Origin of the sequence: Streptomyces sp. NBC_00028, assembly GCF_045041065.1 — a bacterium.
Lineage (GTDB): Bacteria > Actinomycetota > Actinomycetes > Streptomycetales > Streptomycetaceae > Streptomyces.
Genome location: NZ_CP108293.1, coordinates 8,881,273 through 8,900,671, shown reverse-complemented (window position 1 = coordinate 8,900,671; position 19,399 = coordinate 8,881,273). Strand labels below are relative to the sequence as shown.

Annotated in this window: 20 protein-coding genes and 2 pseudogenes; 14 read left to right on the top strand and 8 right to left on the bottom strand. The window is 72.1% G+C overall.

The genetic code is table 11. The annotated features are described in order from the left end of the window. Positions 1-81: 81 nt before the first annotated feature. The gene (locus OG885_RS40300) at positions 82-1,170 is read right to left on the bottom strand and encodes an Lrp/AsnC family transcriptional regulator (protein WP_405740854.1); all 1,089 of its coding nucleotides are present in this window, start codon (positions 1,168-1,170) and stop codon (positions 82-84) included. A 112-nt stretch (positions 1,171-1,282) separates the two neighbouring features. Here OG885_RS40300 and OG885_RS40295 point away from each other — a divergent pair, with 112 nt between their 5' ends. Both OG885_RS40295 and OG885_RS40290 read left to right on the top strand, forming a co-directional pair. Then, positions 1,283-2,515: a M20 family metallopeptidase gene (locus tag OG885_RS40295; RefSeq protein ID WP_405740852.1), complete on the top strand. Its 1,233-nt coding sequence runs from the start codon at positions 1,283-1,285 to the stop codon at positions 2,513-2,515. After that, complete coding sequence (locus OG885_RS40290) at positions 2,512-3,936, top strand: MFS transporter (protein ID WP_405740850.1); 1,425 nt, start codon at positions 2,512-2,514, stop codon at positions 3,934-3,936. Before OG885_RS40295 ends, OG885_RS40290 begins: the two co-directional genes overlap by 4 nt. Before the next feature lie 33 nt (positions 3,937-3,969). Here the strand turns inward: OG885_RS40290 and OG885_RS40285 are convergent, their stop codons facing one another. Then, complete coding sequence (locus tag OG885_RS40285; protein ID WP_405740847.1) at positions 3,970-4,953, bottom strand: TerC family protein; 984 nt, start codon at positions 4,951-4,953, stop codon at positions 3,970-3,972. Between the two features lie 238 nt (positions 4,954-5,191). Between OG885_RS40285 and OG885_RS40280 the strand changes: the two genes are divergently transcribed. The 3 genes and pseudogenes from OG885_RS40280 to OG885_RS40270 all read left to right on the top strand — a co-directional run bounded on the left by OG885_RS40280 (position 5,192) and on the right by OG885_RS40270 (position 8,090). Then, positions 5,192-6,166 carry an alpha/beta hydrolase gene (locus OG885_RS40280; protein WP_405740844.1) on the top strand — a complete coding sequence of 325 codons (975 nt, stop codon included), beginning with the start codon at positions 5,192-5,194 and terminating at the stop codon, positions 6,164-6,166. 112 nt (positions 6,167-6,278) lie between these two features. Next, positions 6,279-6,869: pseudogene (locus tag OG885_RS40275) on the top strand (PucR family transcriptional regulator); the annotation flags it as partial. A 312-nt stretch (positions 6,870-7,181) separates the two neighbouring features. Beyond that, positions 7,182-8,090 (top strand): helix-turn-helix domain-containing protein, encoded by a 909-nt coding sequence (locus OG885_RS40270; RefSeq protein WP_405743105.1) that lies wholly within the window; start codon positions 7,182-7,184, stop codon positions 8,088-8,090. Between the two features lie 8 nt (positions 8,091-8,098). Here the strand turns inward: OG885_RS40270 and OG885_RS40265 are convergent, their stop codons facing one another. Further along, entirely contained in the window at positions 8,099-8,452 is a 354-nt protein-coding gene (locus OG885_RS40265; RefSeq protein ID WP_405740842.1) for a hypothetical protein, read from the bottom strand. Between the two features lie 140 nt (positions 8,453-8,592). On the opposite strand from OG885_RS40265, the gene OG885_RS40260 reads away from it, so the two are divergent. The 4 genes from OG885_RS40260 to OG885_RS40245 all read left to right on the top strand — a co-directional run bounded on the left by OG885_RS40260 (position 8,593) and on the right by OG885_RS40245 (position 11,980). Beyond that, complete coding sequence (locus OG885_RS40260; RefSeq protein ID WP_405740839.1) at positions 8,593-9,420, top strand: aldo/keto reductase; 828 nt, start codon at positions 8,593-8,595, stop codon at positions 9,418-9,420. Between the two features lie 260 nt (positions 9,421-9,680). Further along, positions 9,681-9,947: a hypothetical protein gene (locus OG885_RS40255; protein ID WP_405740837.1), complete on the top strand. Its 267-nt coding sequence runs from the start codon at positions 9,681-9,683 to the stop codon at positions 9,945-9,947. 132 nt (positions 9,948-10,079) lie between these two features. Beyond that, on the top strand, positions 10,080-11,270 hold the full coding sequence (locus tag OG885_RS40250) for a CaiB/BaiF CoA transferase family protein (RefSeq protein WP_405740834.1): 1,191 nt from the start codon (positions 10,080-10,082) through the stop codon (positions 11,268-11,270). A 65-nt stretch (positions 11,271-11,335) separates the two neighbouring features. Continuing rightward, positions 11,336-11,980, top strand: coding sequence for a TetR/AcrR family transcriptional regulator (locus OG885_RS40245; protein ID WP_405740831.1), 645 nt, complete (start codon positions 11,336-11,338; stop codon positions 11,978-11,980). 27 nt (positions 11,981-12,007) lie between these two features. On the opposite strand, the gene OG885_RS40240 is transcribed toward OG885_RS40245, so the two are convergent. Beyond that, complete coding sequence (locus OG885_RS40240) at positions 12,008-12,583, bottom strand: PadR family transcriptional regulator (RefSeq protein ID WP_329342283.1); 576 nt, start codon at positions 12,581-12,583, stop codon at positions 12,008-12,010. Positions 12,584-12,587: 4 nt separating this feature from the next. After that, positions 12,588-13,394 (bottom strand): SGNH/GDSL hydrolase family protein, encoded by an 807-nt coding sequence (locus tag OG885_RS40235; protein WP_405743103.1) that lies wholly within the window; start codon positions 13,392-13,394, stop codon positions 12,588-12,590. 156 nt (positions 13,395-13,550) lie between these two features. Here OG885_RS40235 and OG885_RS40230 point away from each other — a divergent pair, with 156 nt between their 5' ends. Further along, entirely contained in the window at positions 13,551-14,387 is an 837-nt protein-coding gene (locus OG885_RS40230) for a DUF2182 domain-containing protein (RefSeq protein WP_405740827.1), read from the top strand. A gap of 144 nt (positions 14,388-14,531) precedes the next feature. After that, positions 14,532-15,191 carry a DUF1326 domain-containing protein gene (locus tag OG885_RS40225; RefSeq protein WP_405740825.1) on the top strand — a complete coding sequence of 220 codons (660 nt, stop codon included), beginning with the start codon at positions 14,532-14,534 and terminating at the stop codon, positions 15,189-15,191. A 33-nt stretch (positions 15,192-15,224) separates the two neighbouring features. Here OG885_RS40225 and OG885_RS40220 read toward each other — a convergent pair whose 3' ends face one another. Continuing rightward, a complete protein-coding gene (locus tag OG885_RS40220; RefSeq protein ID WP_405740822.1) occupies positions 15,225-16,022 on the bottom strand; it encodes a TSUP family transporter in 798 nt (265 codons plus the stop codon). A gap of 169 nt (positions 16,023-16,191) precedes the next feature. Here OG885_RS40220 and OG885_RS40215 point away from each other — a divergent pair, with 169 nt between their 5' ends. The 3 genes from OG885_RS40215 (at position 16,192) to OG885_RS40205 (ending at position 18,085) form a co-directional block, all read left to right on the top strand. Then, positions 16,192-16,563, top strand: a complete 372-nt coding sequence (locus OG885_RS40215) for a hypothetical protein (RefSeq protein WP_405740819.1) — start codon at positions 16,192-16,194, stop codon at positions 16,561-16,563. 65 nt (positions 16,564-16,628) lie between these two features. Next, complete coding sequence (locus OG885_RS40210; RefSeq protein ID WP_405740816.1) at positions 16,629-17,303, top strand: DUF3105 domain-containing protein; 675 nt, start codon at positions 16,629-16,631, stop codon at positions 17,301-17,303. 89 nt (positions 17,304-17,392) lie between these two features. Next, positions 17,393-18,085: a hypothetical protein gene (locus OG885_RS40205; protein ID WP_405740814.1), complete on the top strand. Its 693-nt coding sequence runs from the start codon at positions 17,393-17,395 to the stop codon at positions 18,083-18,085. 82 nt (positions 18,086-18,167) lie between these two features. On the opposite strand, the pseudogene OG885_RS40200 reads toward OG885_RS40205, so the two are convergent. Both OG885_RS40200 and OG885_RS40195 read right to left on the bottom strand, forming a co-directional pair. Further along, a pseudogene (locus OG885_RS40200) lies at positions 18,168-18,428 on the bottom strand (acyl-CoA dehydrogenase family protein); the annotation flags it as partial. Positions 18,429-18,542: 114 nt separating this feature from the next. Then, positions 18,543-19,286, bottom strand: a complete 744-nt coding sequence (locus OG885_RS40195) for a class I SAM-dependent methyltransferase (RefSeq protein WP_405740812.1) — start codon at positions 19,284-19,286, stop codon at positions 18,543-18,545. Between the last annotated feature and the right edge of the window lie 113 nt (positions 19,287-19,399).

Below are 19,399 nucleotides of genomic sequence, written 5' to 3'. Positions count from 1 at the left end.
GTTCCGCTGGACTCTCGCCGACCTTCGTCGGCCTTCGCCGTCCCGACCCTGCCGACGCTAGAACTTGGAGCGTTCTCGAAGTCAAGGATTGCGGCCGGCCGGTGGCCGCCCGGGTGGCGTGCGCAGGCGGTCCAGGAGGGCCGCTTCGGCCGCTTCGGAGTGCGGGTCGTGCCAGGGACCGAGGGTGACGGCGCGCAGATGGCGGCCCTTGGGGTCGAGGAGGTGGCCGCCCAGTTTCATCGGCCACAGGGTCAACGCCCGGTCGGCCACGTCGAGTTCGGGGAAGCGTTCGGTGAGCCGTGACTCGAAGGGGGCGATGTCGTCGACCGAGCGCAGCCAGGCGGCGAGCAGCAGGTTGTGCGGCCCGGACAGGGAGGCGCAGAGCCGGATCTCGCGCAGGCCGCTGATCCGCTCGGCGAGCTGCGGGGCCCGGCTCTGCGGTACGGCGGCCCACAGTGACACCGAGACCGGCCAGCCGGACAGCGTACGGGCGACTTCGCAGCGGTAGACGAGGGCGTGCTCGGCATCCAGTCGGTCCAGGCGGCGTCGGACGGTGGTGGGGCTCAGGCCGGTGCGTTCGGCGAGCCGGGCGGCGGACTGCCGGGGATCGTCGCTCAGCGCCTGTACGAGTTCCAGGTCACGCCCCTGGAGCAGGGCGCCGCCCCGCGGCCGGGCCCCCGCGGTCGCCGTCGGCGCGAGCCTGCGGCGCTGTTCCTCGGTGAGCCGGTCCAGACGCCAGCGGCTGCCCTCGGTGTGCAGGGTGGTGGCGACCTGGGTGCGGGAGGCAGCCACCCCGTCGAGGGCGCCGAGCCGGAAGCCGACGTAGCGGGCGAGTTCGGCCTGGTCGGAGAAGACGGCCGTGACGAGCAGGTCCCGGCCGCCGCTGACGTGTTCGAGGTTGAACACGTGCGGCTCCTCGGCGATCTGCGCGGCCACCTCGTGGAGCCGGCCGGCCACGCAGTCGACCTCGATGAACGCGACGACGGAGGGTGCGTGCGCATGGGCCGCGGGATGCACGCTGATCCAGGCGTGCCCGGCCCGGGTCAGCCGCGCCCACCGGCGTGAGACGGTCGAGGCATCGAGGCCGAGGGCGTCACCGATCGTCTGCCAGTCGGCGCGGGGCGCGATCTGGAGCGCGGTGACGAGAAGGTAGTCGAGTTCGTCGAGCACGGGCCGCTCCTCAACCTGACCGGTTCGGCTGTTTCCTGCAAACGATCTGCGGCCTACGGCGGATTCCTGCACACGAGCGGCGGTGATCGAGGGTATCGACACCATACCTGCCATGTTCCAGCACAGCGACGCCCTCCCTCTCGAAGACTCCCTCGTCCGGCTGCGCCACGCGCTGCACCGCGAGCCCGAACTCGGGCTCGACCTGCCGCTCACCCAGCGCAGGGTCCTCGACGCTCTCGCCGGTCTCCCTCTGGAGATCACGCCGGGGAAGGGGCTCAGTTCGGTGACGGCCGTACTGCGCGGCGGCCGGCCGGGGCCCGCGGTGCTGCTGCGCGGGGACATGGACGCCCTGCCCGTGCAGGAGGACAGCGGTCTGCCGTACGCCTCGCGGTTCCCCGGCCGGATGCATGCCTGCGGGCACGATCTGCAGACGGCGGGCCTGGTCGGCGCGGCACAGCTGCTCGCCGCGCGGCGGGAGGAGCTCGCGGGCGATGTCGTCCTCATGTTCCAGCCGGGCGAGGAGGGCATGCGGGGTGCCCACCTGATGATCGAGGAGGGGGTCCTCGACGCGGCCGGTGGCCGGGTGGTGGCGGCGTACGCGCTGCACGTGACCTCGACCCTGCTGCCCACCGGTTTCGCGGCCGTCCGGCCGGGTCCGATGCTCGCGGCCTCCGACGCGGTGACGGTCCGGGTCGGCGGCGCGGGAGGCCACGGCTCGACCCCGCACTCCGCGCAGGATCCGGTTCCCGCCGTGTGCGCGATGGTGACGGCCCTGCAGACGATGGTGACCCGCACGGTCGACGTCTTCGACCCGGCCGTGGTGACCGTCGGCTCGCTGCACGCCGGCTCCGCGGGCAACGTCATCCCCGAACACGCCGAGTTCGAGGCGACCGTACGGACCTTCTCCCCCGAGACCCAGGCCAGGGTCAGGGCCGGGATCGAGCGGACGGTCCGCGGGGTCGCCGCCGCGCACGGTGTGGACGTCGACGTCGACTACCGGGAGAACTACCCGGTCACCGTCAACGACCCGCGCGAGGCCGCGTTCGCGCTGCGGACCGCCCAGGATCTCCTCGGCACGGACCGCGCCTTCGAGGCGCCCCGCCCGCTGACCGGTTCGGAGGACTTCTCCTTCGTGCTGCGCGAGGTGCCGGGCGCGTACGTCGGCGTAGGCGCCTGTCCGCCGGACGCCGACCCGGCGACCGCCCCGATGAACCACTCGCCCCGGGCCGTCTTCGACGATCGCGCCGTCCTCGACGCGGCCGTGCTGCTCGCCGAACTCGCTGCCCGCCGCCTCCAGTTCGCCGGCGAGTTCGTCACCGAGCCCGTCACCGAGGAGGGCGCGTGAAGCCGGCCGAGGTCACGGCTCCCGCCGCTGCGGCCGAGCGGTCCGCGTCCGTGCGCGCCGTCGTCGGCCTGCTGGTCCTCTTCGAGCTGACCAGCGGCTTCCTCCAGGGCGGCATCGCACCGCTGCTCCCCGAGATCGGGCGTGAACTCGGCATCCCCGACGCCCAGTTGTCCTGGGTGCTCTCCGCCCAGCTGCTCGCCGCCGCCGTGTCCGTTCCGGTCCTCGGCCGGCTCGGCGACCTCCACGGCCACCGGCGGGTGCTGCGCGGCGCCCTCGGCTGTGTCGCCGCCGGGACGCTGCTCGTGGCGTTCGCCCCGTCCTGGCCGGTACTGCTGGCGGGCCGGGTGCTGATGGGGCCGCTGGCCGCCCTGCTGCCCCTGGAGATCGCCCTGGTCCGCGACCGGCTGCCGATGGACGCGGCCCGGTCCGCGATCGCCCGGCTGGTCGGGTCGCTGGCCCTCGGCACCCTGCTCGGCGGCGTCGTCATGGGGGCGGTCCAGGAGGCCACGGGAGACGTACGCACCACGCTCCTGGTCCCCGCCGTCCTCGCCGTGGCCTGTGTACCCGTGTCCTTCCTCGCCGTCCCCGAGTCGGCGCGCGCCGCCGGCGGCCGGCTCGACTGGCCGGGCGCGGCGCTGCTGAGCCTGACCATGGTGCTGCTCCTGTCCGGGATCTCCGCCGCGCAGGACGCCGGCCGGCTCTCCGGCGGGGTGCTCGGCCTGCTGCTCCTCGCGGTGCTGCTCGGCGGGGTGTGGACGGTGGTCGAACTGCGGACGCCGGAGCCGCTGGTGGACGTGCGGGCGCTGACCGACCGCAGGGTGGCGCCGTTCTTCCTGGGAGCGTTCGCCTTCGGCGTCGTGTACTTCGGCAGCCAGTCGCCCGAGGCCACGTTTCTCGCCGCCCACCCGGAGCGCACGGGGTACGGCTTCGGGCTCTCCGCGCTGTCGATCTCGCTGGTGGCCCTCCCGGCGGCGGTGACGGCGGTGATCGCCTCCTCGCTCACCGCGCGCATCGCGGGCCGTCTCGGCTACGTCGCGGCGGTGGCCCTCGCCTTCGTCCTGATCGGCGTGAGTTTCCTGGTGACGGCCCTGCTGCACGAGTCGCTGTGGCAGTTGGCGGCGGCGAAGGTGCTCGCGGGGCTCGGCACGGGGGTGGCGCTCGGCGCGATCCCGACGGTGATCGCGGAGGGGAGCGACCGCTCCCGCACCGGTGTGACGACCGCCCTGTACAACAACGTCAAGACGCTCGGCGGTGCGGTCGCGGGCGGCGTGATGGCCTCCGTGCTGGCCGCGTCGGCGAGCGGGGGCCGGGGCGACGGGAGACCGGCGGAGTCGGGTTATGTGGCGGTCTGGCTGCTGTGCGCGGTGCTGGCGTTCGGCGCGGCTGCGGTGACGGCGACGGCGACGGCGCGGAAGCGGTGACAGGGGTGGCAGCAGTGACAGGGGTGACAGCGGTCAGGAGATGGTCTCCTCCGGCTGCGACTGCTCCTCCTGCTTCTCCTGCTTCTTCGAGGCGCGCAGGCTGGTGAACGTGGTCACCGCGAGGACGAGGACGATGAAGCCGAGCGAGAAGGGGATGCTGATCTCGGGGACGTGCACGCCGGACTCGTGGAGCGCGTGCAGCAGCAGCTTGACGCCGATGAAGCCGAGGATGATCGACAGGCCGTAGCTGAGGTGGACGAGCCGCTTGAGGAGGCCGCCGATGAGGAAGTACAGCTGGCGCAGGCCCATCAGGGCGAAGGCGTTCGCCGTGAAGACGATGTACGGCTCCTCGGTGAGCCCGTAGATCGCGGGGATGGAGTCGAGGGCGAAGAGGAGGTCCGTGGAGCCGATGGCCAGCATCACGACCAGCATCGGGGTCATGACCCGCTTGCCGTTCTCCTCGATCCACAGCTTGGTGCCGTGATAGCGGTCGGCGACGCCGAAGCGCTCCTCGACCATCTTGAGCATCTTGTTCTCCTCGTACTCCTCCTCGTGGCCCCCCTTGCGGGCGTCCTGGACGAGCTTCCAGGCGGTCCAGATCAGGAAGGCGCCGAACAGGTAGAACACCCAGGAGAACGTGGAGATGATGGCCGCGCCGGCCGCGATGAAGGCGGTGCGCAGCACCAGGGCGAGCAGGACGCCGACCATGAGCACGCGCTGCTGGTACTGCGAGGGCACCGCGAACTTGGACATGATCAGGACGAAGACGAAGAGGTTGTCGACGCTCAGCGACTTCTCGGTGATGAAGCCCGCGAAGAACTCCCCGCCCGGTCCTCCCCCGCTGAAGACGAGCAGCCCGATCCCGAAGAGACAGGCGAGCAGCACCCATACGACGGTCCAGACGCCGGCTTCCTTGAGGGACACGTCGTGCGGTTTGCGGCCGATGAAGAAGTCGACCGCGATGAGCGCGCACAGGGCGGCTACGGTCACCAGCCAGGTGGTGAGGGAGACGTTCACGTACTTACTCCTGGTGCGGGTGGGGCCGCCGGTGGGGCGTTGACAGCGTTGTCTCAGGTTCTGATGCCTTCCACCACCGGAGGGTGAACAACGGGTCACGACCTGGCAAGGTCGGCGTTCACGCCGGTGCCACCCGCCGTTCGGCGGGCAGGTTCCGCCGGACGGCGGCGTCCGGGGTGAGGGGCACGGGCGAATGATGGGCACTCGAGCCGCCGTGTTCCCTCGAGGAGAAGATGCCATGAGCCTGGTCCCGCCGCCGTTCGACCCCGAGCTGGCCGCCGCCCTGGAGCTGATCAAGGACGTGATCTCCCCCGGTCTCACGCTCGACCAGATCGACGAGATACGTCAGGGACCGGGGATCGCGCTGCTGGCCGAGCTGGACCTCACCCTCGACGGCTTCTTCGAGGTCGAGGACCGCACGGTGCCGGGGCCCGAGGACGCTCCCGAGATCTCACTCCTGATCTGCCGCCCCGCCGCTCCGCCGACCGCGGGTCCGCGGCCCGTCGTCTATCACGTCCACGGCGGCGGCATGGTCATCGGCAACAACAGGGTGGGCGTGGACGTCCCGCTGGCCTGGGCGAAGGAGATGGACGCGGTCGTGGTGTCGGTCGAGTACCGGCTGGCTCCCGAGCATCCGTATCCCGCGCCCGTGGAGGACGTGTACGCCGGGCTGGTCTGGACGGCCGAGCACGCGGCGGAGCTGGGTGCCGATCCGGAGCGGATCGTCATCGCGGGCGCCAGCGCGGGCGGCGGCCTGTGCGCGGCGCTGGCCCTTCTCTCCCGGGACCGCAAGGGTCCGCAGGTGATCGGGCAGGTCCTGATGTGCCCGATGCTCGACGACCGCAACGACACCCCGTCCGCCCACCAGATGGCGGGCGTCGGGGTCTGGGACCGTACGGCCAACGAGACCGGCTGGACCGCCCTGCTCGGCGAGCTGCGCGGCGGGCCCGACGTCCCCGCGTACGCCGCCCCGGCCCGCGCCGAGGATCTGTCCGGCCTGCCGCCCGCCTTCCTCGACGTGGGCTCCGCGGAGACCTTCCGGGACGAGGTCGTCGCCTACGCCTCCCGTATCTGGCAGGCGGGCGGAGTGGCGGAGCTGCACGTCTGGCCGGGCGGCTTCCACGGCTTCGACGGCTTCGCCCCGCAGTCGGCCCTGTCCCAGGGGGCGCGGGCGGCTCAGCTGCGCTGGCTGCGACGGTTGCTGGCGAACTGAGAGATGGAGGGCGAGGGGCGGAGGTGAGCGGCGGGGGTGAGGGACGACGGGGCGATGTGCCCTCCCCTCCCACCCCTCCCCGTTCCCCTCTCGCATCCCGCACCATGGACCCATGAAAGAGCTGGCCGGGCGGCTGACCGCGCTGGACCCCGATGCCGGGGCCGCGGTCCAGGTGATCGCCTACTTCGATCGGCTGGCCGAGTCGCGGGCCGGGCTGGAGGCGCTGGTGCGGGGCGCCGCCGTGCTGGCCGGGGTGCCGGCGCGGCTCGTCGACGAGGAGCGGCGGGTGCGGGTGCGGGTCGAGGTCGACGGCACCCGGCGGGACTCCGAGGTGCCGCCGGATCCTGCGTGGCCGTCCGCCGCGCTGTCGCCGGACGGCGTGCCCGCGCTGTGGCTGGAGCGGGCAGGGGCGGAGCCCAGCGTGGTGGACGCGGTGATTCTGGAGCGCGCCGCCGGTGCGGTACGACGCGTGCTCGACCGCACCCGAGGACGGGCCCCGGCGGATGATCCCGCCCTGGTGGAGACCCTTCTCGACGCCACGGCCCCCGAGTCGGCACGGCTGCACGCGGCCCGCCGACTGGGCCTGGACCCGACGGCCCTCGCCCGAGCACTGGCCCCGGCCGACGGCCCACCCCGCATCATCGCCGCCGAACCGGCCAACGAACCACCCACAGGAAGGACCGGACCCACTCCGACCGCATCCCCCACGGGGAGAACGGGCACGCCTCCGGCAGCACCGGCGGTGGGGAGAGCGGGCACGCTTCCAGCAGCGCCGGCCGCGGGGAGAGCGGGCGCGACCCCGGGCGCTTCTCCAGCGGGGAGAGCGGGCGTGGCAGCGGCGGTATCGCCCACGGGGAGGGCGGGCACGGGTCCGTCAGCACCGCCCGCCAGCAGGCAGAGCACAGCTCCGTCAGCACCGCCCGCCAGCAGGCAGAGCACAGCTCCGTCAGCACCGCCCGCAGAGAGAGAAGGCGCGGCTCCCGCAGCACCGCCCGCAGGGGGAGCCGACCCGGCTCTGCCCGTTTCGCCCGCAGCGGCAGGCGACGCAAGCTCAGCACTCCCGCCCACGGAAAGGCCGGGCGCCGGCCCGGACCTCCCGCCCACGGAGGGAGTCGACGTCGGTCCAACCGCCCTTGCCGCGAGCAGAGTTGGTGCCGGGCCATTGGTCCCGACCGCAGAGGTAGCGGGCGCGGGGCCAGCCGTCCCGGCCAAAGAGGGAGCAGGAGCCGGGCATACCGGCCCAACCGCAGAGCCGGCGACCGGCGCCAGGCCATCGGTCCCGACCGCGGACACATCGGGTGCCGGGCACGCCGTCCCGACCGCAGAGCCAGCGGCGGGCGCCGACCCAGCCCTCCCCGGGTCGGGCAGACCTGGGACCGGGGCTGCCGTACTGGCCGCGGGGAGGACGAGTGCCGGAGTAGCCGCACGACTCTCAGCGAGGGCCAGTGCCGGGGCCGCCGTACCACCCTCAGCGAGAACCGGCGCCGGACCCGCCGCCCTGCCCCCGGGAAGGGTGGGTGTCGGGCCCGCTGTCCCCGTGTTGCGGCTGCATGAGTCCTGGGCCGCTGCCCGTACCGCGTTGCGGTTCACCGCGGAGGAACCCGGGCGGCGGGTCGTGCGTGCCGACGAGTTGGGGAGTCTGGCGCTGCTCGCCGATCTCGTCGGGCCGGGGACGGAACCCCCGGCCGACGTCATCGCGCTGGACGTGGCCGCCGCGACGGCGCCGTGGCTGCTCGCGACGCTGGACGCCGTCGCCTCGACGACGAGCCTGCGGGCGGCCGCCGCCGAGATCAACGTCCATCACTCCACGCTCCAGGACCGGCTGGCCCAAGCGGAGCATCTGCTGGGCTGGCCGGTGCGCACCCCGCAGGGCCGGTTCCGGCTGCAACTGGCGCTGACGATGCGCCACTTGGCCCGCTCCTAGAGGGACGGTCAGCGGAACTCGTGGACGACCTCGATCTCGCCCACGATGTGGGCGTTGAACTCGTCGAGCTCCTCCGCCGGTACCCACAGCTCCAGGATCGTCCGCCCGCCCGCCTGCTGGACGGGGTAGCGGCGCAGGAACTCCGAGTCGACCTCGAAGCGGGTCACGTACCCGACGCCGCTGTGCCTGACGTTCCAGTCCCGGGCGATCTTCACCGCGTAGTCCTCGTTCAGGACGGGGTAGAAGATCGGCTGCTCGGACAGCCGTGGCGGCCAGGCGCGCCAGTTCAGCTCGCGCACCAGGTCCAGCTCCTCGGGGCCGGTCGGGCGCCAGAGAGTCGTCGTGAGGCGGGGGCTGGTCATGGGATCGATGACTTTCGGTCGGATCGGGTGGGTGGCGGCCTCGAGACGATATCCAGCGGTCAGGAGCCCTGGCCACATCATTTCCGCAGACCCATACCCGCGTTTGCAATTAACCCGCGCCTGCAACTACAGTCGTCTGCATGAGTACGCCCATCCCCACCGTCACCCTCAACAACGGCATCGAGATCCCGCAGCTCGGCTTCGGTGTCTTCCAGGTCCCCGACCCCGAGACGGCCGCGGCCGTCACCTCGGCCCTGGAGGCCGGCTACCGCAGCATCGACACGGCGGCGATCTACGGCAACGAGAAGGGCGTCGGCCAGGCGCTCGCCGCGTCCGGCATCGCCCGCGACGAACTGTTCGTCACCACCAAGCTGTGGAACGCCGACCAGGGCTACGACGCCACCCTCAAGGCCTTCGACGCCAGCCTCGCCAAGCTCGGTCTCGACTTCGTCGATCTCTATCTGATCCACTGGCCGACCCCGGCCCGTGACCTGTACCGCGAGTCCTGGCGGGCCATCGAGAAGCTGGCCGACGAGGGACGCGTCCGCGCCGCCGGCGTCTCCAACTTCCAGCCCGCCCATCTGCGCCGGCTGCTGGACGACAGCTCGCTCGTACCGGCCGTCAACCAGATCGAACTGCACCCCGGTCTCCAGCAGCGTGAACTGCGCGACCTGCACGCCGAGTCGGGCATCGCCACCGAGGCGTGGAGCCCGCTTGCGCAGGGTGCGGTGCTGAGCGAACCGGTGCTGACCTCGATCGCCGGGCGCTACGGCAAGTCGCCCGCGCAGGTGGTGCTGCGCTGGCACCTCCAGCTCGGCAACGTCGTGATCCCCAAGTCCGTCACCCCGGCCCGCATCCGGGAGAACGCGGACGTCTTCGACTTCGCCCTCACCGACGAGGAGCTGACGGCGATCGCCGGGCTGGACCGGGGCCTGCGGACGGGTCCGGATCCCGACACCCTCAACTGAGCCCTCCCCCAGGGGCTTCAGCGCGCGATCGGGTCGGCGTACGTCGCGAACACCGGACGGCAGTAGCGACCGCCCCCGTTCTCCAGGCTTCTCCCGGGTTCTCCCCGGCGGTCACTGCCCCGCGGTGCCCCGAACCGGGGAGTCCCGGGAGGAGTTGCCGCTGACCGCCCCGGGCAAGGTGTTGAAGGACGAATTGCGATGAGGTTCGTCGCGCCACCGACGAGGTTCGTCGCGCCACCGCGGGAGAACGGAGAACCACTGTGACGACCCACTCCACCGCCGACCTGTCGGCGGCCCTGTCACTGGCAGGCATAGAGCGGCTGGACGAGGAGATCATCGCCTTGCTGGCCCGCCGCCGTGCCATGGTCCAGCAGCTCCCCCTTCCCGCGCGCGCCCGCGCCATGGACCCCGAGTTCGTCGAGACCGTCAAGGAGATCACGGACCGCTACCGCCAGGAACTGGGCGGGGCCGGAGAACTCGTCGCCCGCGCGGTCATGGTGCTCTGCCATCCGAGCCGCCAGTCCTGAGCACGTGAGAAGAGAGGGGACGCGCACGGGACTGCGCGTCCTTCCTCCGGATCCGCCACGGCCGGTGTGTGGTGCGTGCCTCAGCGGGTCCGGGTTGTCAGCGGCGGAAACATGGCCGTACACATGGGCCTCATGAGCGTTCCGAAGCTTCCCCTCGACGGGGTCACGGTCGTCAGCCTGGAGCAGGCCGTGGCCGCTCCCTACGCGACCCGGCAGCTGGCCGACCTCGGGGCCAGGGTCATCAAGGTGGAGCGCCCGGGCGACGGCGACTTCGCGCGCCGGTACGACACGACGGTGCACGGCCACTCCAGTTATTTCGTCTGGCTGAACCGCTCCAAGGAATCCCTCACCCTGGACCTCAAGGCCCCCCGGGGACTGGAGATCCTGCGTCAACTCCTCGACAACGCCGACGTCTTCGTACAAAACCTCGCTCCCGGAGCGACCGACCGGCTCGGCCTCGGCACGGACGCGCTCACCGAGCGGTATCCGCGGCTGATCCCGTGCACGATCTCCGGATACGGCACCGACGGCCCCTGGGCGGACCGCAAGTCGTACGACCTGCTGGTGCAGTGCCAGACCGGGCTGGTGTCGCTGACCGGAACGCCCGAGGAGTCGGCGCGGGTCGGTATCTCCGTCGCCGACATCGCCGCCGGGATGTACGCCTACACCGGCGTCCTCACCGCCCTCTACACCCGCGCCACCACCGGGACGGCGCACGCGGTGGAGGTCTCGCTCTTCGAGGCCCTGGCCGAGTGGATGGGCCAGCCGGCCAACTACACGCGCTACGGCGGTGCCCAGCCCCCGCGCCTGGGCACCCAGCACGCCACCATCGCCCCGTACGGCGCCTTCACGGCCGCCGACGGCAGGGACGTGCTGTTCTCCATCCAGAACGAGCGCGAATGGGCCGTCCTGTGCGCGGAGTTCCTCGGGAACCCCGGCCTGACCGACGACCCGCGCTTCGCCACCGGTTCCGATCGGGTCGCCCACCGCGACGAGATCAACGCGATCGTCGCCGAGCGCTGCGCGCGCTCCGGCGCCGAGGAGATCCTCAAGGACCTGGAGGACATCGGGATCGCGTGCGCCGGGGTCAACGACGTGGCCGCGTTCCTCGACCATCCGGTGCTGACGGCCCGAGGCCGTTGGCGAGAGGTGGGCGTGCCAGGGGCCACCGTCCAGGCCCTGCTCCCGCCGGCCGACCTCGCGGGGCTGCCCGCGCGCATGGGCCCCGTACCGGCCGTCGGTGAGCACACGGACGCGATTCTCCGGCAGCTGGGCCGTACCGGCGACGACATCAAGGCGCTGCGCGCCGACGGGGTGGTCTGAGGGAGGGCCGTTTTCGCTACGCTGCGATGAAGTTCTTCCGCACGACACAGAGGGCAGGTCAGGCCGTGAGCACCCCCGCCGAAGAGCCGGCCTGGAAACAGCGCGCGGTCGAACGTTCCACCCAGGCGGCGAAGCGCCGGGCCGAGCAGCGGGTGGAGCGGTTCCTCGACGCGGCGCAGGCGATCATGAGGGAGAAGGGCACGACCGACTTCACCGTGCAGGAGGTCGTCGACCGCTCCGGGCAGTCGCTGCGCAGCTTCTACCAGCACTTCGACGGCAAGCACGAACTGCTCCTCGCCCTGTTCGAGGACGCCATGAGCAAGTGTGCCGACCAACTGCGGATCGCCGCGGCCGAGAAGTCGACGCCGCTGGAGCGGCTGAAGACCGCCGTGCAGACCCTGTTCGACACCTCCCGTCCGGACCCCGCCGCCCAGCGCCCGCTGTTCCCGGACTTCGCCCTTCGCCTGCTGCTCTCACACCCCGCGGAGCTGCGGGTCGCGAACGCCCCGCTGCTCGCCCTGCTCACCGACCTGATGACGGAGTTGAAGGAGGCGGGTCTGCTGCGTCCCGACTTCGAGCCGCGCCGGGTAGCGGCCGTGACCATGCAGACCGTCATGTTCAACGCGCAGTCCAGCGGCCAGGCGGGCGCCCACCCGATCACGGCCGACGAGATCTGGAACTTCTGCGCGAAGGGCTTGACGCTCAGCTAGGGCCTGTCCGGGCGTCGCGAGTGGGGTTCAGCCGCGGGTGGCGGTCCGCTGTGCGAGGCGCTCCAGGACGGTCTCGGCCCACCGCAGGTTCCCGCGCTCGAAGGCCATGCCGCCGAGGAGGGTGAGGTAGGGGCCGATGCGGTCGGCGCCGGCGAAGTACTCGTCCTCGGTCCGCCCGGCCAGCATGCGTTCCCGCATGCGCTCGTAGCGGGCCAGCTTCGTCGCGGAGCGTTCCCTGCGCTCGGCGACCGCTTCCCGTACGGCGTGGATGTCGTCGCGGTCGGCGATGTCGAGGCACTGGACCTTGACCATGAGCTCGTCGCGGATGGCCGTCGGCTTGGCGGGCGCATGGGCGACGTAGGACCGCAGGACGTCGAGCCCGGCGTCGGTCAGCGAGAAGAGCCGTTTGTTGGGGCGGCGCTCCTGCTGGACCACGCGCGCGGAGACGAGCCCCTCGCTCTCCATGCGCTCCAGCTCGCGGTAGAGCTGCTGCGGTGTGGCCATCCAGAAGTTGGCCACGGATGCCTCGAAGCCCTTGGCGAGGTCGTATCCGGAGGCCTCGCCCTCCAGAAGGGCCGCCATCACCGCGTTGCGCAGAGCCATGCACTCAACCTAACAGCCGGTTTGATCCGTCCAGGGCGAGGACCGGGAGCAGTTCCGGGCGCTTGGCCTGCCGTCCGTCGCCGGACGAGCGGCCCCGCACCCGCCGTACCAGCCACGGCCCCAGGAAGGAACCGGCCCAGCGCAGTTCACCGCCGAGGGCCCGCAGCCCCGAGGCCGCGCGCGGGTCGAGGGGCAGCGGCCGGGTCCAGCTGTCGTCGCTGCCCGGCAGGGCGAGCGCCTGGGCGACGGCGGCGGCGATCCGGGCGTGGCCGAGGGGACCGGCGTGCAGCCGGTCGGGGCTCCACAGGCGGGGGTCGGTCACGACCGGGTGGTCGGCGGTCTCGGCGACCAGCACGCCGTGCCGGGCCCCCGCCTCGCGGATGCGGGCGTTGAGGGCGGCGACGCGGGCGCCGAGAGGGCGGGCCAGCGGGGTGATCCGGGAGACGTCGGGGAAGGTCAGCGTGGCCACGCGGGCGCCCTGTGCGGTGAGCGCGGCGAACATCGCCTCCAGGTGTGCGGCCACCTCGTCGGCGTCGAAGCGGGGCCGCAGCAGGTCGTTGACCCCCGCGACCACCGTGGCGAGGTCGGGCTTCAACGCCAGGGCGGGCGCCAGCTGTTCGGCCCGCACCTGTCCCGCGAGGCGCCCGCGGACGGCGAGGTTGGCGTAGCGCAGGTCCGGTGACGCACGGACGAGCTGCTCGGCGAGCCGGTCGGCCCACCCCCTCAGCCCCTGTACGTCGTCACCGTCGCCGAGCCCCTCGGTCTGGCTGTCGCCGAGGGCGACGTACCGCGCGTATCCGCTGTCCACCATGATCGCCCCGTCCGCCACTGAGTCAGACAACTACACACCTACTCGCATTTTTGAATATAGCGTGCGCCGCACTGTACGCACAGGCCGCTGTCCCGACCGGGTCGCCTCGCGGGGTGTCCTGTGCTGTGCTGGAGGCAGTCGCAGGAGAGCACGCCGATGCGTCGTAGCCGGAGTTCCGTCGCCGCATCCGCCCCGGTGGTCGCCCCGACCGGAGCGGGTGGCGGGCTGCTGCCGGCGCGGGATCTCGCGGCCGCCTGGTTCCTCGTGGTGCTGATCGCGGTGCCCGCCTGGGTGCTGACCGTCGGCCAGGCCCGGGACATGGGCGTCGAGCCCGGCACGATGGGGATGGCGCTGCCGCTGTTCCTGCTGCTGTGGGTCACGATGATGGCGGCCATGATGCTGCCGTCCATGGCGCCGGTGGCGATCACCTGGGTCCGGGGGATCGGCCGGCAGTCCTCCGGCTGGGCCCGCACCGGCCGTACCGCCGCGTTCGTCGCCGGGTATCTGCTGGTCTGGACGGCGTTCGGACTCCTCGCCTACGCGGCCCTGGCCCTCACCGGCGGCCTCGTCGACGACCACCCCACCGCCGGCCGCTGGATCGGCTCGGTGGCCTTCCTGCTCGCGGGCCTCTACCAGCTGGGCCCGCTGAAGTACGTCTGCCTGCGGCACTGCCGCGACCCGCTCGGCCATCTCGTGCACTACTCCGGCTTCCGCGGGCCGCTGCGCGACCTGCGGGTGGGTCTGCACCACGGGGCCTACTGCGTCGGCTGCTGCGCCGGGCTGATGGTCGTCCTCGTTCCGCTGGGCGTGATGAACGTGGCGGCGATGGCCGGGCTGGCCGTGGTGATCTTCCTGGAGAAACTGTCACCCCGAGGTGTGCTGCTGGGCCGCGTCGTCGGCGTGGCGTTCCTCGTCCTGGCCGTGCTCGCGCCCTTCCAGGACTGGCTGCTGCCGGGATTGCAGGGTTCCATGCCGTCGATGGACGACATGTGACCCGGCCCGCGTGACCGGGGTTCCCCCACCGGGACAGGAGGTGCAAGCTGGAAGGGAGACCGCTCCCGATCCCGGGGCCGGGCTCGGCACCGCGGTCTCGCCACTCCGAGAGAGCTCCCTGGGGCTCGGCAGGAGGGAAGCGAGATGACTGAGCAGGCCACCACCACCCGGACGCGCTGGCATCTGACCGGCGACTGGTTCGATGTGTGCAAGTGCGCCATCCCCTGCCCGTGCACGTTCGCCCAGCCTCCGACCTACGGCGACTGCGAAGGCGTCCTGGCCTGGCACATCCGGGAGGGCACCTACGGCGACGTACGGCTCGACGACCTCAACGTGCTGATGCTCGCCTCCTTCACGGGCGATGTCTGGGCCGGCGAGCACAGCGCCCCGTACGCCGCGGTCTTCCTCGACGAACGGGCCGACGACCAGCAGCGGGCCGCGCTCGGTGCCGTGTTCGGCGGTGAGGCGGGCGGCTGGCCGGCGCGGTTCGGGGAGATGTTCCACCCCGAGATGCGCGGGATGGACATCGCTCCGATCCATGTGGAGATCGACGAGGATCTCGCGGGCTGGCGGGCCGAGGTGCCCGGCCGGGTCAGGGCGGTGGCCGAGGCGCTCACCGGGCCGACGACTCCCGACGGCGGGCGCGTCCAGGTCCACAACGCGCCGGGTGCCGAGGTGGGGCCGGGTCAGGTCGCCACCTGGGGGCGGGCCACCGTCGACGAGGCGAACGCGTTCGGCTTCTCCTGGGAGCGCTCCGGCAAGTCGAGCAAGCACTTCCCCTTCGACTGGAGCGGCCCCGACTGACCCGACCGGTTCGCTGTTGCCGTAACGATCGGCTCAGGTCAGGGCCGCGGCGCCGTAGGCCGCGCCGAGGGCGGTGGCGAGTACGCCGAGCAGGACGCGGAGTGCGGTTTCCGGAACGCGGGGCTGGAGTCGGGCGCCCAGGTAGCCGCCGATGAGTCCGCCGATGCCGCAGGCCAGGCCGAGGGACCAGTCGGGGGCGACGTCCTCGGAGCCCGTGAGGGACAGCAGGGCGAAGGTACCGGCACCGGCCAGCGAGGTGACGAAGGTGGACGCCAGGGCGGCCGGCGCGACCTGGGCGATCGGCAGACCGCGGCCCACCAGGAGCGGGCCGAGCAGGGAGCCGCCTCCGATGCCGTAGACACCGCCGACGATGCCGACCAGCAGGGCCAGGCCCGTGAGAGTGCGCGGGGACGGCGGATGCGCCGCGGCGCCCCCCGGTGCGGGCCGTGCGGCCGGTCGCAGGGTCCTCGCGATCAGCCAGAGGCCGAGCGGCAGCAGCAACAGCGCCACCAGGAGACGGAACACGGTCGGCCCGGGCACGGCGAAGACCCGTACGACCGCGCCGATCACCACGCCCGGCAGCGTGCCCGCCACCAGCAGCGGCGTCAGCGGACCCCACAGTCTCCCGTCCCGGTGGAAGCGCGCCAGCGCCCCCGGCCCGGCCACCACGTTGAACAGCAGGTTCGTCGGCGTGACGGCGGGGCTCGGCACGCCGAACACGCTCAGCTGCACCGGCAGCAGGAAGACCGCGCCGGACACTCCCACCGGCGCGGTGACCGTCGCGATCAGCAGCCCCGCGGCCAGCCCGCCCCACTCCGCGGGGATCGTCACGCCGTCTCCTCATGCTCGTCGGGACAAGAGATCCTCTCCCGACCTTGACGAGAGATCCTCGCCGGTCTTGCGAGAGATCTTCCCCGGTCTTGACGAGAGATCTTCCCCCGCCCGCCTCCCCCGCCACACCCTCGCCTACCCTGAGTCCTCGAAGGGCGGGGAATCGACAATGCGTACGGGGCGGCGGACCGGAGCCGTGGTGCTGGGCCTGGTGGTGGCCCTGGCCACGCTGCTCGGCGTGGCCTGTCTGTGCGCCCGCGGGCTGCAACTGCCGCCGACGCACACCACCGTGGCCGCGGCCTTCCATGACGTGCCGGATCAGCAGGAGCGCGAGCACGTCTGCGTCTCGTCCGGCCACGACCGGTGCGGTGGAAAGGCCGTCGCGGGCAAGCCCAGCACCGGACCGGGCCCGCATCCCCAGCCGCTCGCCGCGCCCACCCGCGTGGACACCCGGCCGGCGGTGGCCGCCACCACCCGCACGCCCTTCACCGCGGAACCCCGGGCCCCCGACCTCCATGCCCTGCAAGTGCTGCGGACCTAGACCGGACGCCGTTCCCCCGATCCACCGGCATCCGTCGATCTCCGCTGCCCACAAGGGACTTCACCATGGCTTCCGCCAACTCCAAGAACACCAGAACCAGTACGAAGAAGAACAGGAACACCAACGCCTCCAAGGCCGAGGCACGGCGCGCCCGCGTCGAGGAACAGCGCCGCGCCGAGCAGGCCCGTGAACGCCGCAACCGGATCATCACCCTCGCCGTCTCCACCGCGATCCTCGCCGGTCTGATCGGGGGCTGCTGGTACCTGCTCGACGCCGCCGACGCCAAGGAGGAGGCCCAGGCCGCGCCGGTCTCCGGCGAGAAGACATGGGCGAAGCTGAGCCAGACCCACGTCGACACCTCGGTTGGCTACCCGATGACGCCGCCCGTCGGCGGCGACCACGCCCCCGTCTGGCAGAACTGCAACGGCGACGTCTACTCCGAGCCGATACAGAACGAGAACGCCGTGCACGCCCTGGAACACGGCGCGGTCTGGATCACGTACAACGACAAGGCCGCGGACACCGACGTCAAGTCCCTGTCCGGCAAGGTCGCCAAGACCCCGTACACCCTGATGAGCCCGTACCCCGACCAGTCCTCGCCGATCACGCTCTCCGCATGGGGCCACCAGCTGAACGTGACGAAGGGGTCCGATCCGCGGGTGGGCGAGTTCCTGGAGAAGTACGTGCAGGGCAGGCAGACACCCGAGCCGGGAGCGGCCTGCACGGGCGGCAAGGCCTGACGACCGGTGGCCGGGTGCCGCCGCACCCGGCCGTCCGGGCATTGTTGTCCGCACACCGCTACGACCACGAGCCAGGGGGATGACCACCAGTGGGCGACGAGACACCCCGCACGTATCTGCCGCTTCCCGACCGGCCGAGCCACCGCCATGCCGTGTTCCACGGGCACTTGGCGGCTCTCGTGGAGCTGCTCGGCGGCGAGCCCCCCGCCCCGGCCGATTCGGACCGGGAGTGGGCGCACCGGGCTCGAACGATCGTCCGGGACACCCTGCGTGACACGGACGTACGTCCCGAGGGTCTCTTCGAGCACCTGGTCCGCGCCGGGGTGCACGACCCCGACCCCAGCTTCAACCGGCAGTTCATCGAGCCCGCCGTGCGCATCTACGGGCGCCGCCGGGTGAAGAGCGCGCTGATCGGATATCTGCGCACCGGCAGCGATCCGGAGCGAGCGGGAGCGGCCCGCGCCTGGTACTGGACGGGCGTGTCCGTGCGGTTCCTGGACTGGGAGAACCGCGTCCTGACGCCCGAGAGCCAGGCCGCGGTCGACGCCGTCGCCGACCTCGGGGCCGAGTGGCAGGAGGCCGCGCTGAGGGAGTTCGTCGCCAACGAGGACCTCGACGTACGCCGATGCATCCTGCCGGGCCTCGCGCTCGGTCCGCACGGTCAACCCGCCGCGCTCCACGACCTGGTGGCGGAGGCGGTGCGCATAGCCCGCGGCCATCCCGACGCGTATCTGCGCCACCGGGTGGAGATCCAGGCCGCGGTCCCGCCGGACGCGCCTTAGGCGTCGAGTCCCCCACGCTTCACCAACTGGCTCACGATGACGTTCCGTTGGATCGCGCTGGTGCCGTCGCCGACGATCATCAGCGGAGGTCGGAGCCGCCGCCGGGCTCGGTGAGCGCCATCGTCGCGCGGATCTCGCCGGTGGCCATGCCGGGCAGACAGCGCCGCCTCTGCTCGTCCGTGCCGAAGTGCAGGAGCAGCTTGGCGACGACCGTGTGTCCGCCCATCGCGCCGGCCAGGCTCATCCAGCCGCGGGCCAGTTCCTCGGTGATCAGCACGTAGGCGGGGGTGGAGACGGGGGCGCCGCCGTACTCCTCGGGGACGGCAAAGACGCCGAGCCGTTTCGGCACCTTCGGCGACGCTCACGCCGCGCTGCGCGTCGCCACCCACCGCGAACCCCGGCACGCCACGGCCGAGGTGGTTCTCACCTGAGCCTGCCCTGCTCGCCGCAGGTGCGTTCAGGCCCGGCAGCGCAGCATCACCAGCGGCGGGTGCGCGAGCAGGTCGGCCCAGAACTCCTCGCCGAACTCGCGGACGCCCGCCTCGGACACGCTCAGCGGCACCCACTCCAGCTCACCGAACCCGGCGGCCCGCAGCGAGGCCTCGTAGACCTCGCGGCGCGGAACCGTGCCGAGGATGCTGATCGGCTGTGGTTCGAGGAGGGCGGTGACCCGGCATCGCGGACCGGCCTCCGCCTCCTCGCCGGTGGGCTCGCAGCGGAAGCCGTACGTGTCGAGGGACGCGCAGTCGAACCGGTAGTCGGGCCGCTGGCAGAGCACGAAGAACTCACCGCCCGGCACCAGGCCGCGGTGGACGTTGCGGCACATCCGCTCCAACTCCGCGATGTCCTCAGCGTAGTTGAGGCACTGCACACCGAGGGCGATGTCGAAGCGCCCGCCGAGGGGCCGCAGTTGGGCCACGTCCCCTACCTCGTAGCGCACGCCGAGCGGTTCGGCACGCTCGATGTCCCGCGCCACGGCGATCATCTCGCCCGAGATGTCGACCCCGAGGACATCGGTGGCGCCGCGCCGCTTGAACTCCCGGCTGTAGAAGCCGGTTCCGCAGGCCAGGTCCAGCACCGACTTGCCCCGCACATCCCCGACCAGCCCCAGAAAGCTGGGCACTTCACCGAACCGGATCATCGGCAGGGCCTTGAACCCCTCGAACGCCTCACCGATCGCGTCGTACTGCTGCACGCTCATGTGTCTCCCCGTTCCGTCGCGCTTCGTCTGTACGCGGCAGCGAGTCTGCCCCCGTCCCGTCCGGCGTCCGTACTGGCAGATGGCACGAAGAAGGCGGACGGCGATGCTCGTAT